Here is a 14,874-nt window from a genome sequence, read left to right on the forward strand (position 1 = left end):
GCGGGGCTTGGGGTCGCTGTCGGCGTCATAGTTATGGCTGCGGTACCGATTGGAATCGCGTTCTTCGTCATGCCCCCAGTCTTTTACGTGTGGGAGAAGTGGAACACCTTTTGGGAAAAGAAGGGAAGGCGCATGTAATGGATCACGATCTGCCGGACGAGACGTTTCGTGTCTTCCCGAACGCGGTCAACCATCGCAACGTCTATGACGACGTTGCCAGCGTTCGAAGGGCTGTCGCCTATCGGCGCTCTAACCCCTGGGAAGTAATGCGTATCAAGGTTTACCGCGCTAGGACCGTTTGGGAAGACGTCACACACGAGTACGTGAAGGGAACCAAATGACTGGTCGATACCCTCATGATGACGACCCGCACGCGCTTGCTGGATGCCTGATTCTCACCATGGTTATGGGCGTTGGCTTCCTGGCGCTGTACGGCCTTGCCTGCCTAGTCGTTCACTAGGCGGGCGCCGCCCTGCCTCGGCTGAAGGGCGCGACCAGGAGGACGCCACGGGTGACCCTGACCGGGGCTAACACGCGGCCGACAGCATCGGCGAAGAGTGCTCGACAGCGCTTGCCCCGCCAGGGTTAAGGCTGTGTCCTGTCGGGGGTTTCTGCTAGCCTGTAATTGCAAGTTGGTTGAGCGGCGGGCTACGGCCTGCCGCTCCTGCTTGCCCTTCTCCCCAGAAAGGCGTGTGGCCTAAACATGCACATCGGTATGCCATCGGACGAAGTAACCGCCAGGGCGGACCGCCACAAGGACGGAACGCATGTGGTCGTGGTCCGCTTCACCAGCCGCCAGGACGGCGGCAGGTGGGTTAACACCAACCAGGAAGTCATGAGGCTTGCCGCGCTGCGGCGGCTGATCGACGAGCTTACGGAGATCGCCGACGAGGCGGGCGTGTGAGCGCGTTCACGGCCTACGAGCAGTTCACGGAGTACGGCGCCGCCAACCCTGGCGGCATCATCCTCGCCGTCAATGACAGCGAGGAAGCCATAGCGGCCTACTGTCGCCGCTACGGCCTGGCCCTCGTGGCGCGCGAAGTGACGCGCTCCGTGTGGAAGCCGGTCGAAGCATGATCGACTCCCCCCTAGCAGCGATAGAACACGTGTTCTATGCTGGCCAGTCCGACCGTTCCGCAAGACGGTCCAACACCTCGGCGCTTCCCCCCGATGATCCAAGACAAGGAAGTCACAGAGTGATCGTTGTTGAAGTCGTGACGGAAGAAACCCTCTATGTCGCCAAGGATGGAACGGTCCGCGTCGAGCGCACCACCTATTCCGATGGCATGACTGAATGGACTTCCTTCCGTGCGATCGGGGCTAGCCCGCTGAACTGCCGCATGGCAGGCGAGCACATCCCCACCCTTCACGGTGGAAGGGCTGTGACCCTCGCTGGACTGATTCACGATGACGGCCTGGTGGGCATGATCTACCGGCCGGAAGGGGAGTGACCATGGAGAAGTGCCCCATGTGCAAGCAAGAGACCCTTCCGGAGGAGCCGAGCGCCCGCGCCGTCGTGGTGGACTGTGACGGCGACGCGTGGCAGCGATCGTATGACGGGCTGTGGAGGATGGCGGGCGAATCTGTAGTCGGGTGGGACTGGGAGGCGCTGACGCGCTCCTACAGCCCCGTACAAGTCGTGTACACGCCCTGACATCTTCACGGGAAGGCTGCACACGGCGCACGGTGAACGCCGTGCTAGTCGCCCCCGATCACCGCATCTAGCCATGAGCAGGCAGGGCTTACACGTCCTGCCTGCTCTGATAGCCTTTAGACGTTGCGGAAGGTGCTCCCTTGGGGTGTTCCTGCTGACAACCGCAACACGGAAAGCCCCTGGTCCATTCATTCGCCCAGGGGCTTTCTGCTTTCCCGTGTCAGTAAGCGTCCCCGCAGGTCAGAATGTGTGTGCCACAGCCGCCGGCCCTTCCGCGGACCGACGTTCCCCCAGGTCACAGGCCCGCAGCCCTATTGACAGTTGGTTGCTGGCGAACCGGTTGCTTTGCAAGTTGGTTGTCCTGTAGCGTGTACACGGTCAGCAGGAACGAGCGAAGGGCACGAGCGATGATGACCTACGAAAAGAACCTAGAAGGTCGCCGCACGGCATGCACAGACCTCTCAGACCTGTACCTAGAGGGCAAGCTGAAGGAAGTCCGTGACTTCGTGGCAGAGCGCGGAATCCACCTCGGACGTACCGAGCGCTGGAAGGACGCGTGCAAGTTCCTGGTCGATAACTTCGACGTAGCCGACACCCATGAAGACCCTGACCACTACCGGCGTTGGGCGATCCTTCAGGGCATCACGTTCATGAACATGTACGCGAGCTAGGGCGGCAGGAAGCCAAGGAAGGGCGCCAAGTGAACAAGGTCTGTGAATACTCGGCAGCACACACCATCCGGGGCGTCGAGGCCGTCACCCAAAGGGAGATTCCAACGATGGCTAACCCTGTCCCGATGTGTCCGGCGTGCGCCGCCATGTACGACAGGTTGGCCAGCAGGTAGGGCCAGCACCTTGCCCCCGCTACGGCGGGGGCTTTTTCATGTCCGCTCATCAACCAACTTGCAAAGCGTGTACACGTTCCGCTAACGTTTCCTTCGTCAGCAGGAAACGGAAACAGGGAGCGGACATGAAGGACCTTACGAAGACTCGGGAAGCTTGGCTTATCAAGGCGATGGAGACGTTTCGCCCTCGCTTCAAAGAGATTGGTTTCCCCCTTCCGAAGAAGGTTCACGTCAGCGTTGGCTACGGTTCGGACGGACGCGGAACGGAGAACGGAACCATTCTCGGCGTGTGTTTCGCTTCCTTCGTCTCGAACGACGGAGCCAACCACATCTACATCAGTCCCGAGATTGGCGACACGGCGCGCGTGCTCGATGTCCTGATGCACGAGCTGTGCCACGCTGCCGACGACTGCCGGAACGGTCATCAGGGGCCGTTCGCTGACGCCGCTAAGGCGCTCGGCCTGGTCGGTCCGATGACTGCCACCGTTGCCGGTGAGGACCTGGCGCTAGAGCTTAAGAAGATGGCGCAAGACCTGGGGGAGTACCCTCACGGCGTTCTCACGCCGCGCGCCTACACCCAGACGCCCGCCACGCCGAAGGGCGGCGACGCTCCCAGCGAGGAGCTGCCGCCCGCGAGGCGTATCCCTCCGGCGTCGAGCGGCCCCAAGGCGCAGACCAACCGGCACGTTCTCTTGAAGTGCGTTGCGGATGGCTGTGACTGCGAGGGCTACCAGGTTCGGACGTCCCGTAAGTGGGTTGAGATCGGATTGCCGTTCTGCCCTTGCGGGAGTGAGATGCAACTCCAGTAAGCCGTGATCGCGCTAACGGTCCTGCCCGTATTGGGGGATCGTTAGCGCGTTTTTGCTATACGATTCGCTCCAACCGCGAGCGACGGGTTAAGAGGTAGGGGCCATGCCTAGAAAGACGTTCACAGTGGATTACTGTGACTATTGCGCGTCAGAAGATAAAGAAGTTGAGGCAACAGACACGATAAAGATCAACGGCAAGGAAGCCCTTGTGTGCGACCGCCACGGGGCGCCCGTTCGCAAGGTGCTTGTCGAGTTCGAGGCAGTGGCAGCCCCCATCACGCAAGCGGAGGGGCAGCGCCCCGTTACGCCTGGTCGCCGTCGCTCCAAGCCCGCCGCCGCAGCCAGCGAGCTGCCGTCAGGCGATGTGATCCGCGCGTGGGCGCGCGAGGAAAACGATAAGGCGGGCGAAACGATCTATGTAGTGTCTGAAACCGGCAAGCTACGCGCGGTAGTCATCGACGCTTACAAGGCGGCTCACGGCATCTCGTAAACGCCGCCGACCATACCCCTGCCCCGTACAAGGGCGGGGGTATTTTTATGCCCGAAAAAACGACCAACTTGCAAACCGTGTGTACACGCATTATGGTTTCCCCCGTCAGCAGGAAACGCAGGAAACGAAGGGGAACACCATGAGCAAGGCAGACAAGTGGATCAGGGGCGTAACGGTTGCCGTCGTCGCCGTCCTGGCGGCCGTCGCCGCCGTCGTCTCCTACAGCCACATCCATGCCGTCGTCACCTCGTACGGCGAGACCGGATGGGTTGCCTACCTGATCCCGCTCACGATCGACGGCCTAATCATCGTCGCGTCCATGATGCTGCTAGACGCGGCTAGAAGGGGCGTTGCCTCGGGGGCGCTCGCGAAGTGGGCGCTTGGGATTGGCATCTTCCTGACCCTCTCGGCGAACGTCCTTTACGGCATCGAAGACGGCGCTATCGGAGCCATCGGCGCCGCCATCCCGGCAGGAACGCTCACGATCGCGTTTGAGCTTCTTATGGGCCTGGTGCGGCGTGCAGCCGCCGACACGGCGGGGAGGACTGGCGCCGTCGAGCTGGTGGCGGAAGAGGTTGCCGAGCTGGTCGCGGAAGTCGTCGCCGAAGAGGTTCCGGCGCCTATCGTGGAAGAGAACCCGGAAGAGAAGCCCGCGCCCGCCGAGACCGGAACCATCCGGGTTCGAGCCGAGCACGTGGAGGCTGCTATCGCGTTCCTCGCCACGGTCGAGAACCCCGGCAAGGTCACTGGTAAGCACCTCGCGGACATCCTTCCGAACATGGTTGCCCGCACCAGGCGCGAGGTTCTTCGGAAGGCGCGGCAGGAGATGGCTAAGAACGCCCCTCAGGTCGCCGCTGACGCGGTCGAAGAGACCCTTCCGGGCATGACCCTCGCCACCGCATAGAAACGGCCTTAGAAGCAACTACAGCCCCCGCACTACAGCGGGGGCTTTCTCTTTGCCTACAGCAACCAACTTGCAAAGCGTGTACACGGTCTGTATGGTTTCTCTCGTCAGCAGGAACAAGGAAGGGAACACAATGGAAACCAGCCTCAGCATGACGATTCCGAACAGCACGGGCGGTTGGACCCTTCAGGAAGCCGTTAACGCCCTCAAGGCCCGTGGCCTTACGCGGCTCCTGGAAATCGACGACATCGACGACGAGTTTCGGGGGTTCGTGCTCGACGTTCGCAAGGGCGAAACCCCGACCACGGGCGGAACCCTCGCGGCCTACTACCTGGTTGCGATTGAGGCTCTTGATGACGAGTACTTCGCCGAAGACTCGACCATGACGGCCCACCAGTACGGCGCCCGCAAGGCAGCGATCACGAAGGTTGTCTTCCGCAAGACCGCCACGAGCGGGAAGCCCGCTAGGCCGGTCGCCCCGGTCGCCGTGGTCGAGGCCGCGCCCGTCGAGGCGCCTGCCGCCGTCCAGTGGCGTGACGCGGCCCCTGCCGTCGAGGCGCCCGCGCCCGCCACCTTCACCACCGAAGACGTGACGCTGACGGCCTTTCGGAACGTCCTTCGTCCCCGCGCCGAGTTCGCGGAAGCCGTTCACGGCAAGGGCAGCACAGAGCACAGCGTCATCATGAACATCGGTTTCCAAATGGCGGACGAGCTTTATGGGAGGGGCGCGATCGACGACAGGAAGGCGTTCCTTCGCTGGTTGTTCCTCGACGCCTGATAGACAAGCCCCCGTCAGAACGGCGGGGGCTTTCTCTTTGCCTACAGCAACCAACTTGCAAAGTGCGTGTACACGGGCTAACGTTTCCCTCGTCAGCAGGAAAGCACGGCCAAGGGAGACAGCGATGCCGGTTAAGAACGCGGTTACCGAGCCTCAGAAGGTGTTCATTCGGAAGCTCGCCGCCGAGCGCGGCCTTGACGCGGAGGTGATCGAGGCCAGCTTTGATGACCTGACTAAGGCGCTCGCCAGCGATCTCATTACGTGGCTTAAGGCGATGGACGTTCCCGCCGCCGCGAAGCCGATCAGGGCCACTGTCGAGCCCGGTTTCTACAAGCTCGACGGCAAGTTCTATGAGGTCCGGGAGTCGAAGGGCGGACGGCTCTACGCCGTCGAGATCTACCAGACCGAATCGGGAAAGGTCACTTCCGACTACGCGCCCGGCATTGCCGGTCGCCTGAAGCCGGAAAACCTTCTGACGCTCGACGAAGCTAAGGCGTTCGGCCGGGAAACCGGCTCGTGCTGCGTCTGTCGTCGCGAGCTGACGAAGCAAGACAGCATTGACGCGGGTATCGGCCCCGTCTGCGCCGACAAGTTCTAGCCCTCGACAAGGGAGCCCCCGCTACGGCGGGGCTTTCTCTCTGTCTGACAACCAACTTGCAAAGCGTGTACACGCTTTGCTACCTTCAGGGGGTCAGCAGGAAGCGCAGTCCAGGGAGAAACCATGAAGGCTTACCGGGTTCACGGAACCACTGATGACGTCACCACGTGCGACCTTTGCGGGCGCGTCGAACTCAAGATGACGGTCATCATGATTGCCCTCGACGCTGAAGGAAACGACCTTGACGCCGAGTACTTCGGTGTTGACTGCGCCGCTAAGGCTGCCGGTTGGACTCAGGGGAAGGTCAAGGCGGACATCAAGGCCGTGCAGGCGGAAGCCCGCCGCGAAGGGGAGCGCAAGCGCAGGGAGCGCCACGAGGCCGAAGACCGCGAGTTCACCGCGTGGGCCGTCCAGAAGTACGGCATTACCGCGAACACTCGCCCTGAAGCATGTGAGGCGCTTGTGGCACTGTTCAAGTCGAAGGGCGAGCGCCGCGCCCCGTTCTCCTTCTGGGTGGACTACCGACAGGAGTTGAAGGCGTAACCCCAACGCAGAGAAGCCCCCGCTACGGCGGGGGCTTTCCTTTTGCCGAGGACAACTAACTTGCAAAGCGTGTACACGGCCTGTAGTGTTTCCCGTGTCAGCAGGGAAACACGAAAGGGAACCAACAGTGAGCATCGAATGGGGCAATTACCCGCACGCCGACTACGCCAAGGTTATGGAGATCGCGCCGCTTCTCAATGACGCTTGGGAAGAGTTCTACCAGGCGGGTAAGAGCTTCGTCCCAGTCCGTATCGGGCGTCTCACGGAGGCGATGTATCGCGCTCTCGGCGCCGAGCTGCCGCACGACTTCCGCGACGCGGAGAGCGTTGCATGGGAGATCGCGGGAACCGTCGTCAATGACCCGGTATTCGCGAGGATCGCGGGGGAGCCGGAAGCCCGCATTTGGCTTGACGTTCATGTCTGCGAGCTTCGCCGTAGCTTCCTCGTGGGGTTCGCCACGGAGGACCAGGCCCTCAACTTCATGGAGCGGAAGGGCTCCTACTGCGCCTTCCACCAGATCGACCAGGCCCCGATCCGTGCAGAGTACGGGCGCATCCTGGAAGTGCTCTACCCGACGTGCGTTCACGGGCTGAGCGAATGGCTTTGCGAGGGTCCGAGCCACTACGGCCCCGGCTGGTGATCCTCCGCTAGAACGCAGAAAGCCCCCGCTACGGCGGGGGCTTTTGTGTTTCACCGGTAACGCGTGATCGTTGTCTTGCGCCGCCGAGCTAACCACACGAACGGCAGAGCGAACCCGCACGTGCAGAGCACTAGAAGAATCTGGCCGATAGTCCACGCGGGCTTTGTGACGGCCTGCCGCGCCTGGTACGGCATCGGGGGCTGTGCGTAGGCCGGGGGAGGGTAGTGGGGATGCTGTGGAGGGCCGTAGCCGTGCGGCTGCTGGCCGTGCTGGGGATGCTGCGGATGGCTCATGGCGGGGAACTGTATCGGTCCAAGCCGACCATTCAAGGGGCTGACAGCAGAGAGCCCGCCCTCACTGGCATGAGGGCGGGCCTGTAGCCGTCGTGCAGCATCACGCACGGCTCACGAGGTGAAACGGGTACATCAGAAGAGGAGCCGAACCTAGCAGCCGGGAGCCAAGCCGGGGGGCTAGATCACGCAACGTAGCGGCCGGCTGATTGGCCGCGGTTGAAGGAACCCCAGGTCAACGCGATGCGGCATGTTGCCGGCCAGCGCGGAGAGTGATCAAAACCGGGTCACTCGGGTTCGTCGACGAGGTCAGGCCGGGGGCTGACGAACGTGCCCTTTCCTAGGACCGTGTACACGTCCCCCGCCTCAAGCAAGGCGTTAATCGCCTTACGGGCCGTCCCCTTGGCCATGCCGAACTCCTCGGCGAGACGCGGTTCCCCAGGGATGGGATGACGGGGCTTGTAGATGCCCGCAGCGATGCGGCGCCGCACCTCATCGCGCACGGCTTCCCATCGCAGTTGGTCAGGCTCAAAGTCCACATGACCACGCTAGGAACGCAAAGGTTCGCAGTCCTACCCACAGGTACCCATGGGAAGGACTAGGAAGGACTAGGAAGGTTGTCGTATGCTGCGGTAATGCATCGCCTGACAGAGACGACGGCCCCCCGCAAGTGGGGTGAACTGCTGAAGCGCTGGCACGTAGCGATCGACGAGACAGGGCGGGGCGCCTGGCAGGCGCGCACGAAGCGGAGCGGGGTCGTCATGCAGCACCGATCCCTAGAGCTGCTTCGCCGGAAGGTTCTCGAGTACGAGGAAGCACATGGAGTTCACCCGTGATCAACCCCTATGGACGGACGACCGCGAAAGGCGGTGATCCAAAGTGCGTTGGGACCTCCCCCAGCCGTTCCTGATAGAGGGATGGGTCGTGATGGACGGCGCGGGCGGCGGCTACATCGCGATGCGGATCAACCCCCAAACGAACAAAGACAACCTTGTGTGCGGCCTCGATGCTCCGGCGCTGCGTCGGCGAATTGCCCGTATCGAGGGCCTTACGCCCGTCCAACTGGCTACCCGCCAAGCCCGCAAGCGGGCGCACCTCAAGGCGGTGAGCTAGCCCGATGACGCTTGACGAAATGAAAGCGAAGTACGGCGCTCAATGGGAGTTCTTCCCCGATCTTGCAATCGGGGTCGCGGCGGCACGCTGGACGGTCCCCTCTGTGGGCGAGTACGAGCGTGGCGTACTGCCGGTCATCCTCGCGTGGGATCTCAATGACCTGATACCGCAATTGGACGAGCAGGCCGCGCGAGCCCATAAACCCATGGATGACTATTGGGAACGCAACCGGTCGTCAGCCGTGCCACGACGCCGCGCTTTCGAGAGGCGCGCATAGGCCCTGGAACGACGAAATGCCCCCTAAGGTCCAATGACCTTAGGGGGCTTCTCTTATGCGCTCACAAGCTCACTCAGACGCGCTCGCGTCAGTGCGCAGCCACTTCGGTAGAAGCGCCTGCACGGCCGGAAGCGCCATCACACGAGCGAAACCACCGGCAACCGCCAGGGCGCCCGCGACGGCGGGCAGCGTCTCGGGAACGCCGGACGCGTCCACGATGAACGGCAGCGCAACCGCCACACCCACAAGAGTCTGTAGGGCAGTGCGTAGCGCTCGCTTGTTGTCCTCAGTCATGTCTTTCCAACCTCTCATAGCAAGGGGGCAAGCCGCCCCAATTGGTTACTGCGCGGAGTCGCCGGCAGTTCCGCGGAACGCGGTGACCTGCAACGACGCGACTCGCGGACTTTGCAAGTTAGTCACAGATCGTCACGTCAGGGCGTGTACACGGCGCGAGCTAGAGGCTTGCCAGCCACATGAGCCCCAGCGCCAGAAGCCCCACAACGGCGCCGACAACGACGCCCAGGGCGACAGCCACAGCGCCGAGCTGCCGCACGCGCCCCTTAGGCGCGCGATGAATCATCACGTCACCTCGCGCAGCCAGGCCGCGCGCCACGTGTCGCGGTCAACCACGCCGTCACGATCTAGGCCCTTCTCTCGCTGGAACATCTCCACAACCCTTTCTGTGTCGTCGCCATAGATGCCGTCCACCTCGATGCGCCAGCCTCGATCGCGTAGCCGCTTCTGAAGCACGCGCACAGCCGAGCCGACAGAGCCGGGCTTGAGGACACCGGGGAACGTCGGCACCTTCACGCCTGACGGCTTCTCGCCGGGCTTCACGGGCGCGCTGTAGGCCGGACGCCCATAGCCGTAGATGCGGGGCGACGAGCGGGGGACGTCCTTCTCATAGACGCCATCGCCGTTGAAATAGGTGCCGTCCAAGGAACCCGAAGTGTTCCCGCCAACGGTCTTGATGTGCGTGTCCGTGACGCCAGTCACGATCTCCACGTGCGTTCCGCCACTGGGGCCGTAATACACGATGTCGCCGACCCTCGGCGTCGAGTGCCACCGGCCACGGTTCTTGAACCAGGCCACGCCCGCGAGGCACGACGCGGTAACCGGCGCCAGGTTCGCGGCGCCAGCCTTCTGGAACACCCACGACACGAACGTGTGACACCAAGGCTGATTCTGCGCCCAACGCAGGGCGCTCACCTGGTCGGCGTACTTCGTGTGATTGCGTCCGCTTTCCCGATAGCCGATCTCGGCACGGGCAACGCTTCGGATACCGGAAGCGGTAGCCATCTCGAACTCCTTACTTCATGAATGCTGCGATGTTCGCAACGACCATCCCGACGATTGCCACAGGCAAACCCCACATCCAACGCTCTACTACGCGTAGACGCCCCTCGTGGTCGGCGTCAGTCTTGCGGGATTCCTTCAGCTCTTGCGTTAGCTCTTGAACCCCTCGGGTTAGCTCCCGCATCTCTTCGAAAACTTCGCGAACCGTTACCTTGAAACCCGGCTCATCATCCATTAGTACTGATCCAATATGTAAGAGCCGTTGAAATAGACAGTCTGCCAAGTAGACCGCAACGGAACGCTGCCACTGTTAAACCACAACTCGCCGTTGCTGAGTACCTGAAGGATCGCAACGCCGGAATACGTATCGTTAGAGTCGTAGATGATTCCCGTGATCGGGAAACCCTGCCACGGTCGAGCCCACGTGTCAGCGATCGTTCCTATGCGGGCAGATTGGCCCTTTGCCAGGGCGCCGCCCTGATCCCACCAGACGCCGCCCGAAATCATGGCCATAGGCCCGCGAGCCCATGCGGAAACCTGAAAGTTGACCGCCTTCCAGGGCGACGCCAGCGTGACATTACTAATCCGAATCGCAGACTCCGCGCGCACAAGCCCGCTCAGAGCCGACTTAGCGACATACGTAGTCTGAGCCGAACTCGCCGTCAGGTACGGCGACAGATCAGGCTGAGCGCCGATCTCAATCTTGCTCGCGCTCGCCTGCGCATAGAACTTCCTAGCAGTCGGGTCATACCCGATCTGCCCCTCTGAAAGCTGCCGCGAACCCGACGCGGCATTCGCCGGAGAAAGCATCTGAACGCCTGACGAAACAAACTCCCGAGCGTCCGTCAGGTCGGCCGGGGCAACCGTGTCAGAGTTCGCACGAACGATGAAGTTCGCTAGCGGCACCTCGGGTGACGCCCACGAGCGATCGACGGCAGGGGGCACGGTAGTGCCCGTGCCTGGCCCCTTCTTAACCGCGAGCGTCACAGTGTTGGAGTCGCGGTTAAGCCTCAACACCAGGCGATCAACGCGCAGGTTGGCTGACGTGTTCTCCTCGAAGAGAACCGTCTTATCCGCGTCTAGGTGGTAGTGGAAGCCCGCCACCTTCGCATGACCGGCCTTCACCAGAAGGGTGAACGGCTGGCCAGTCGTCACGACCTTCAGAGACGTGTTCGCAGGCGTCGGCGCGTCTACGCCGTCATCCTGCCAACCCGAAGCCATATACGACCACTGATCTTCATTGAGGGTCGCGCCTTCACCCGAATCAAACGGGTAACTCTTCTCAGCCATCAGTCTCCTAAGCGGTTGATACCTTGAGGTAGCTGCCCTTCAGGATCGTGATAGTTCCCGACGTGAGCGTGTACGTGAAGGAAAGGTCGCCAAACGACCCGGTCGTGTTAGAGAACGTCCCAAACACGCGGCACAGGTAAAGGGTTCCAGCCACCGGGGCGCCATATGCCCCCAGCGCCGGAACGGCAGTGGTATGAACCTGACGTCGAGGGGTCGTGGTCGTTCCATCGTGGTAATCGAACCCGGTAGTGATCGAACCCGCACCAACGTCAGGGTGATTCAACTGAAGAGTTGAGGCCGCGTTGTTAGCCGCGCCACGGTAGAAGAGAGCCCCCTCGAAATGGAAGACATCGTTCTTCTGAATGCTGATCTTCAGAAGGGGATCTTCTACAGCGGTCGAACCAGTAACAACGAGGTCCGTACCACGCCGCTTGAACGCGCTATACGGGGTACCGGGAGCAGGGCCGCCGCCGCCAGCGCCAACCGCAACCCATGCGCCAGAGCCGTTCAGCACCATGAGGGATTGAGCGACGCTGTCCCAAACCATCGTGCCTTGGGGGGCGCCGATGGGGTACTGCTCAGACCCGGCAGCAGACAGGGGCGCCACCTCGCCGCCACGAGGCAGCGCGTAGTCCTCCATCACGCCAGGCGTACCGGCCTTAGGCGTGACGACACGCACCCGACCGCTAGAGCTGCTGTAGTAGAGGCTTCCCGGCTCCGTAGGAACGGCGCCGTTCCGCACGACACGAACCCCGCGCGACACGAACCCGCGTACATCAGTGATGCCCGACTGGACAACCGGCGCCGAGTTCGGCGGAACTGACACCGACGCTAGCGGCATCTCATACACGGTTTCCGACGTCGTCGGCGTCGGCGTCGAACCGCCCGGAACGCCTTCCTTAACAGCGACGGCAACCTTGTTCAGGCCCCTGTCCAAACGCAGCACAACCAGATCAGGGCGCGAGAGGCTAGCGTGCGTGTTCAGCGTATAACTGACTCCCATATTCGCATCTAGCGAGTAGTGGAAACCGCGAATCACGGCCCTACCAGCAACCGCCGTCAAAGTCCCGGCAACACCCTGCGACGTGATCGAAAGCTGAGCGCCGGAAGGGTCTCCGATAATGCCGTCATCCTGCCAAACGGAAGCCATCGCTTCCCAATCAGCTTCGCTGATGAATGCCCCGTCGCCGCCGTCGAACGGGTAAGAACGCTCTGCCATGGTTACCTTCTAGCCTCAAGCTTCCTGATCGAATTCCAGATACGCCGAACCTCCCGATACAAGCCAGGGGTTGCCGATGCCCCAGCGGTTCCGATGACAGGGGAAACGCGCGGCCCGTCGCCGCCGTCAGACAGGCGAACCTCGCGGAGAACATCCGTGATGATGTCGCCGCGCACATCGACAGAAACGACGTCGCCAACTTCGTAATGCACGCCGTATCGGAAGTGCTCCGAGTCGATCGGGGTAACCGACAGCTCGCCGAGCGCTTGTGACTCTGCGAGCGCTTCTGCCGCCGCCTGGTCGAGCTGGGCGAGCGCGGCGGGGTCTGCGGGTTGCGCCGGATCATCGGGGTTCACGGGCGAGCCGTTGGCGCCACGAGCCACGGGCACGTCACGCCGATCCACGAACCGTTCCAGCGGCGTTCTAAACCACTCTGTAGGCGTGCTAGACGTGTCGTCGTACTGCTTGAGCCACCTATTGCGTCCCTCGCCCTGAGCGGCGAGCACCAGACGACTCGCGGTAGGCGCCGTCAGCCGGTACGTGTAGGCGGCCAGCGTGCCCGCCTCGGGGCTGAACACCACCCCGCCGTCATCGTGGACGCGAGGCGTGTACGGCTCGAACACGAGCCGGTCAGACGTCCCCTGGCGAAGCTTCCAGCCGATGCCCGCAGACGCGGCGATGTCCTGAAGCGCAACCCCGAGCACATCGAAGCGCGTGCCAATGGTCAGCGAACGCCCGAACGAGTAGGCCGGGACGTCCAGGCCGTCAATGACCCTGTCCGCACGGGCCGAAGGGCCAGCGTTGACGTCCACGAGCTGCCGGAGCGCAGCCGCCGCCGTGCCGGTGAAGGTGTACCGGTCGGCAGTCTGGTTCTCCACCGTGGCGCCTGGCACAGGGAGCGTGATGCGCGACCACAGGAGCGTTTCGTCAGAGACGCCCGTGTACACGACTTGGCCCTTGCCGGGCTGCTCTGCTGACCATGTGTGCGTGATGCTCGTGACAGGGCCGGACATGACCGGCCGGGGAACGCCGTCAATCCACACGATGATGCCGCCGCCTGCGCGCAGGATCACTGCCTCGTTTGAGTCAGCCGGGACGGTGAGGCTCCAAGCGCCAACCGCGTTGAAGCGGCTAATAACGTCGAGGGACGTGTATTGCTCGACCACGCCCACGCGTCCATAGAAGCTGTCACGCGCTTCCACTAGAAACTTAGGCACTTAGATACCTCGGCATGTATGTAAGGTTCACCGACGTCTCAGCGCCGACATCGGCGACAGCGATAACCACCTCATTAGGGCCGGGGGAGATGGGCCACAAGTGCGGGGAAGGGCCTAGCAGCCCCCACCGGTTTTCGCCCGTCGCCGCGTCCCTCACAGACTTAGAGCGCGGTCGCGTATCCACCACCAAAGCCTGAGTAGCAGTTAGGTTCGCGTTCAGAGTGAACGCCCTGTCAGGCTGGCCTGGCACCTTCCGGGTAAACGTCATAGTGGACGCGGGGCCGTGAATCGTCCACGTAGGCCACATATCTACATCGCCCGTAACAGTGATGTTTGACGAGCCGTTGAGACTATGCGCCCTGTTAATGAACGGGCGCCCCAGGAACGGATCACCAAAGAACGGATTCACCTCGACGTTCCCGGCAGAGAACCTGATTGATTGCGCAGTACCCGAATAGAAGTAGGGATCGAGGGCTCGGAAGATGAGGCCATATTTGGTCCACACGAACCCCGCTTCGTCCTGGCCCTCGGAACCCTGCGCGCCATCAACGTAATAGGCGTTAATGAAACGCTTAGACCCATCGCCCTCGGTGAAGGTGAGACGACAAGCCCCAAGGGTCGGATTCAGCGCGGCTAGAAGGGCGCGCTTCCGCGTGAGCAGGGTTTGCCGGTCGTCGCCCTCAAGGTAGATCGGCACGAACAGTTCCCGTGACGTCGCCCGCGTATGGCGGGCGTACCCGCCGTCAAGGGCGGGCATCTCGTCATAGCTGAGCGTGTATGAAGGTGCGTCAAAGCCCTTCATCCCCGGAAGCACAGAGATGCCGTCATCGCCAGACGTCAGGTTGAACGAGGACGTGTACACGCCCCCTACTCCTGCCGCTACATCGGCAGGGGTGGCTAGCTCAACAATGG

22 protein-coding genes are annotated in these 14,874 nt (G+C 62.4%); 15 read left to right on the forward strand and 7 right to left on the reverse strand.

Annotated features, from left to right (window positions below):
• The first annotated feature begins 89 nt into the window (after nucleotides 1–89).
• From ABFX55_RS41520 to ABFX55_RS41580, 13 genes are all read left to right on the forward strand, one after another.
• The gene (locus ABFX55_RS41520) at nucleotides 90–341 is read left to right on the forward strand and encodes a hypothetical protein (protein ID WP_346128920.1); all 252 of its coding nucleotides are present in this window, start codon (nucleotides 90–92) and stop codon (nucleotides 339–341) included.
• 362 nt (nucleotides 342–703) lie between these two features.
• A complete protein-coding gene (locus ABFX55_RS41525) occupies nucleotides 704–904 on the forward strand; it encodes a hypothetical protein (RefSeq protein ID WP_346128922.1) in 201 nt (66 codons plus the stop codon).
• Nucleotides 901–1,077, forward strand: coding sequence for a hypothetical protein (locus tag ABFX55_RS41530; protein WP_346128924.1), 177 nt, complete (start codon nucleotides 901–903; stop codon nucleotides 1,075–1,077). The genes ABFX55_RS41525 and ABFX55_RS41530 overlap by 4 nt, the downstream gene beginning before the upstream one ends.
• Before the next feature lie 119 nt (nucleotides 1,078–1,196).
• The gene (locus ABFX55_RS41535; RefSeq protein ID WP_346128926.1) at nucleotides 1,197–1,451 is read left to right on the forward strand and encodes a hypothetical protein; all 255 of its coding nucleotides are present in this window, start codon (nucleotides 1,197–1,199) and stop codon (nucleotides 1,449–1,451) included.
• 17 nt (nucleotides 1,452–1,468) lie between these two features.
• Nucleotides 1,469–1,654 carry a hypothetical protein gene (locus ABFX55_RS41540; protein WP_346128928.1) on the forward strand — a complete coding sequence of 62 codons (186 nt, stop codon included), beginning with the start codon at nucleotides 1,469–1,471 and terminating at the stop codon, nucleotides 1,652–1,654.
• Between the two features lie 407 nt (nucleotides 1,655–2,061).
• Nucleotides 2,062–2,325 carry a hypothetical protein gene (locus tag ABFX55_RS41545; RefSeq protein ID WP_346128930.1) on the forward strand — a complete coding sequence of 88 codons (264 nt, stop codon included), beginning with the start codon at nucleotides 2,062–2,064 and terminating at the stop codon, nucleotides 2,323–2,325.
• Between the two features lie 298 nt (nucleotides 2,326–2,623).
• Nucleotides 2,624–3,307 (forward strand): hypothetical protein, encoded by a 684-nt coding sequence (locus tag ABFX55_RS41550; protein WP_346128932.1) that lies wholly within the window; start codon nucleotides 2,624–2,626, stop codon nucleotides 3,305–3,307.
• 103 nt (nucleotides 3,308–3,410) lie between these two features.
• Nucleotides 3,411–3,797 carry a hypothetical protein gene (locus ABFX55_RS41555; protein ID WP_346128934.1) on the forward strand — a complete coding sequence of 129 codons (387 nt, stop codon included), beginning with the start codon at nucleotides 3,411–3,413 and terminating at the stop codon, nucleotides 3,795–3,797.
• 139 nt (nucleotides 3,798–3,936) lie between these two features.
• Nucleotides 3,937–4,701, forward strand: a complete 765-nt coding sequence (locus tag ABFX55_RS41560; RefSeq protein ID WP_346128936.1) for a DUF2637 domain-containing protein — start codon at nucleotides 3,937–3,939, stop codon at nucleotides 4,699–4,701.
• Nucleotides 4,702–4,834: 133 nt separating this feature from the next.
• Complete coding sequence (locus ABFX55_RS41565; RefSeq protein ID WP_346128938.1) at nucleotides 4,835–5,479, forward strand: hypothetical protein; 645 nt, start codon at nucleotides 4,835–4,837, stop codon at nucleotides 5,477–5,479.
• Between the two features lie 124 nt (nucleotides 5,480–5,603).
• Nucleotides 5,604–6,077: a DUF6011 domain-containing protein gene (locus ABFX55_RS41570; protein WP_346128939.1), complete on the forward strand. Its 474-nt coding sequence runs from the start codon at nucleotides 5,604–5,606 to the stop codon at nucleotides 6,075–6,077.
• Nucleotides 6,078–6,200: 123 nt separating this feature from the next.
• The gene (locus tag ABFX55_RS41575) at nucleotides 6,201–6,620 is read left to right on the forward strand and encodes a hypothetical protein (RefSeq protein ID WP_346128941.1); all 420 of its coding nucleotides are present in this window, start codon (nucleotides 6,201–6,203) and stop codon (nucleotides 6,618–6,620) included.
• A 127-nt stretch (nucleotides 6,621–6,747) separates the two neighbouring features.
• On the forward strand, nucleotides 6,748–7,260 hold the full coding sequence (locus tag ABFX55_RS41580; protein WP_346128943.1) for a hypothetical protein: 513 nt from the start codon (nucleotides 6,748–6,750) through the stop codon (nucleotides 7,258–7,260).
• Nucleotides 7,261–7,837: 577 nt separating this feature from the next.
• Here the strand turns inward: ABFX55_RS41580 and ABFX55_RS41585 are convergent.
• Nucleotides 7,838–8,089, reverse strand: a complete 252-nt coding sequence (locus ABFX55_RS41585; RefSeq protein ID WP_346128945.1) for a GntR family transcriptional regulator — start codon at nucleotides 8,087–8,089, stop codon at nucleotides 7,838–7,840.
• A gap of 385 nt (nucleotides 8,090–8,474) precedes the next feature.
• Here ABFX55_RS41585 and ABFX55_RS41590 point away from each other — a divergent pair, with 385 nt between their 5' ends.
• Together ABFX55_RS41590 and ABFX55_RS41595 are read left to right on the forward strand one after the other, a co-directional pair.
• Entirely contained in the window at nucleotides 8,475–8,663 is a 189-nt protein-coding gene (locus ABFX55_RS41590) for a hypothetical protein (protein WP_346128947.1), read from the forward strand.
• A 4-nt stretch (nucleotides 8,664–8,667) separates the two neighbouring features.
• The gene (locus ABFX55_RS41595; RefSeq protein ID WP_346128949.1) at nucleotides 8,668–8,940 is read left to right on the forward strand and encodes a hypothetical protein; all 273 of its coding nucleotides are present in this window, start codon (nucleotides 8,668–8,670) and stop codon (nucleotides 8,938–8,940) included.
• Between the two features lie 69 nt (nucleotides 8,941–9,009).
• Here the strand turns inward: ABFX55_RS41595 and ABFX55_RS41600 are convergent, their stop codons facing one another.
• The 6 genes from ABFX55_RS41600 to ABFX55_RS41625 form a co-directional block, all read right to left on the reverse strand.
• Complete coding sequence (locus tag ABFX55_RS41600) at nucleotides 9,010–9,234, reverse strand: hypothetical protein (RefSeq protein ID WP_346128951.1); 225 nt, start codon at nucleotides 9,232–9,234, stop codon at nucleotides 9,010–9,012.
• Between the two features lie 285 nt (nucleotides 9,235–9,519).
• Entirely contained in the window at nucleotides 9,520–10,239 is a 720-nt protein-coding gene (locus tag ABFX55_RS41605; RefSeq protein ID WP_346128952.1) for a C40 family peptidase, read from the reverse strand.
• 231 nt (nucleotides 10,240–10,470) lie between these two features.
• Nucleotides 10,471–11,526, reverse strand: coding sequence for a hypothetical protein (locus ABFX55_RS41610; RefSeq protein WP_346128954.1), 1,056 nt, complete (start codon nucleotides 11,524–11,526; stop codon nucleotides 10,471–10,473).
• A gap of 7 nt (nucleotides 11,527–11,533) precedes the next feature.
• Nucleotides 11,534–12,745, reverse strand: a complete 1,212-nt coding sequence (locus tag ABFX55_RS41615; protein WP_346128956.1) for a hypothetical protein — start codon at nucleotides 12,743–12,745, stop codon at nucleotides 11,534–11,536.
• A gap of 2 nt (nucleotides 12,746–12,747) precedes the next feature.
• Nucleotides 12,748–13,962, reverse strand: a complete 1,215-nt coding sequence (locus ABFX55_RS41620; protein WP_487047406.1) for a siphovirus ReqiPepy6 Gp37-like family protein — start codon at nucleotides 13,960–13,962, stop codon at nucleotides 12,748–12,750.
• A complete protein-coding gene (locus ABFX55_RS41625; protein WP_346128960.1) occupies nucleotides 13,955–14,824 on the reverse strand; it encodes a phage tail family protein in 870 nt (289 codons plus the stop codon). Before ABFX55_RS41625 ends, ABFX55_RS41620 begins: the two co-directional genes overlap by 8 nt.
• Between the last annotated feature and the right edge of the window lie 50 nt (nucleotides 14,825–14,874).

Origin of the sequence: Nonomuraea roseola (assembly GCF_039535395.1) — a bacterium.
Lineage (GTDB): Bacteria > Actinomycetota > Actinomycetes > Streptosporangiales > Streptosporangiaceae > Nonomuraea > Nonomuraea roseola.

Excerpts from the sequence above, each read along its gene's own strand:
- ABFX55_RS41525 (WP_346128922.1), top strand. The coding sequence starts at position 704 with ATGCACATCGGTATGCCATCGGACGAAGTAACCGCCAGGGCGGACCGC.
- ABFX55_RS41570 (WP_346128939.1), top strand. The coding sequence starts at position 5,604 with ATGCCGGTTAAGAACGCGGTTACCGAGCCTCAGAAGGTGTTCATTCGG.
- ABFX55_RS41575 (WP_346128941.1), top strand. The coding sequence starts at position 6,201 with ATGAAGGCTTACCGGGTTCACGGAACCACTGATGACGTCACCACGTGC.
- ABFX55_RS41540 (WP_346128928.1), top strand. The coding sequence starts at position 1,469 with ATGTGCAAGCAAGAGACCCTTCCGGAGGAGCCGAGCGCCCGCGCCGTC.
- ABFX55_RS41610 (WP_346128954.1), bottom strand. The coding sequence starts at position 11,526 with ATGGCTGAGAAGAGTTACCCGTTTGATTCGGGTGAAGGCGCGACCCTC.
- ABFX55_RS41600 (WP_346128951.1), bottom strand. The coding sequence starts at position 9,234 with ATGACTGAGGACAACAAGCGAGCGCTACGCACTGCCCTACAGACTCTT.
- ABFX55_RS41595 (WP_346128949.1), top strand. The coding sequence starts at position 8,668 with ATGACGCTTGACGAAATGAAAGCGAAGTACGGCGCTCAATGGGAGTTC.
- ABFX55_RS41605 (WP_346128952.1), bottom strand. The coding sequence starts at position 10,239 with ATGGCTACCGCTTCCGGTATCCGAAGCGTTGCCCGTGCCGAGATCGGC.
- ABFX55_RS41615 (WP_346128956.1), bottom strand. The coding sequence starts at position 12,745 with ATGGCAGAGCGTTCTTACCCGTTCGACGGCGGCGACGGGGCATTCATC.
- ABFX55_RS41565 (WP_346128938.1), top strand. The coding sequence starts at position 4,835 with ATGGAAACCAGCCTCAGCATGACGATTCCGAACAGCACGGGCGGTTGG.
- ABFX55_RS41545 (WP_346128930.1), top strand. The coding sequence starts at position 2,062 with ATGATGACCTACGAAAAGAACCTAGAAGGTCGCCGCACGGCATGCACA.
- ABFX55_RS41555 (WP_346128934.1), top strand. The coding sequence starts at position 3,411 with ATGCCTAGAAAGACGTTCACAGTGGATTACTGTGACTATTGCGCGTCA.
- ABFX55_RS41550 (WP_346128932.1), top strand. The coding sequence starts at position 2,624 with ATGAAGGACCTTACGAAGACTCGGGAAGCTTGGCTTATCAAGGCGATG.
- ABFX55_RS41560 (WP_346128936.1), top strand. The coding sequence starts at position 3,937 with ATGAGCAAGGCAGACAAGTGGATCAGGGGCGTAACGGTTGCCGTCGTC.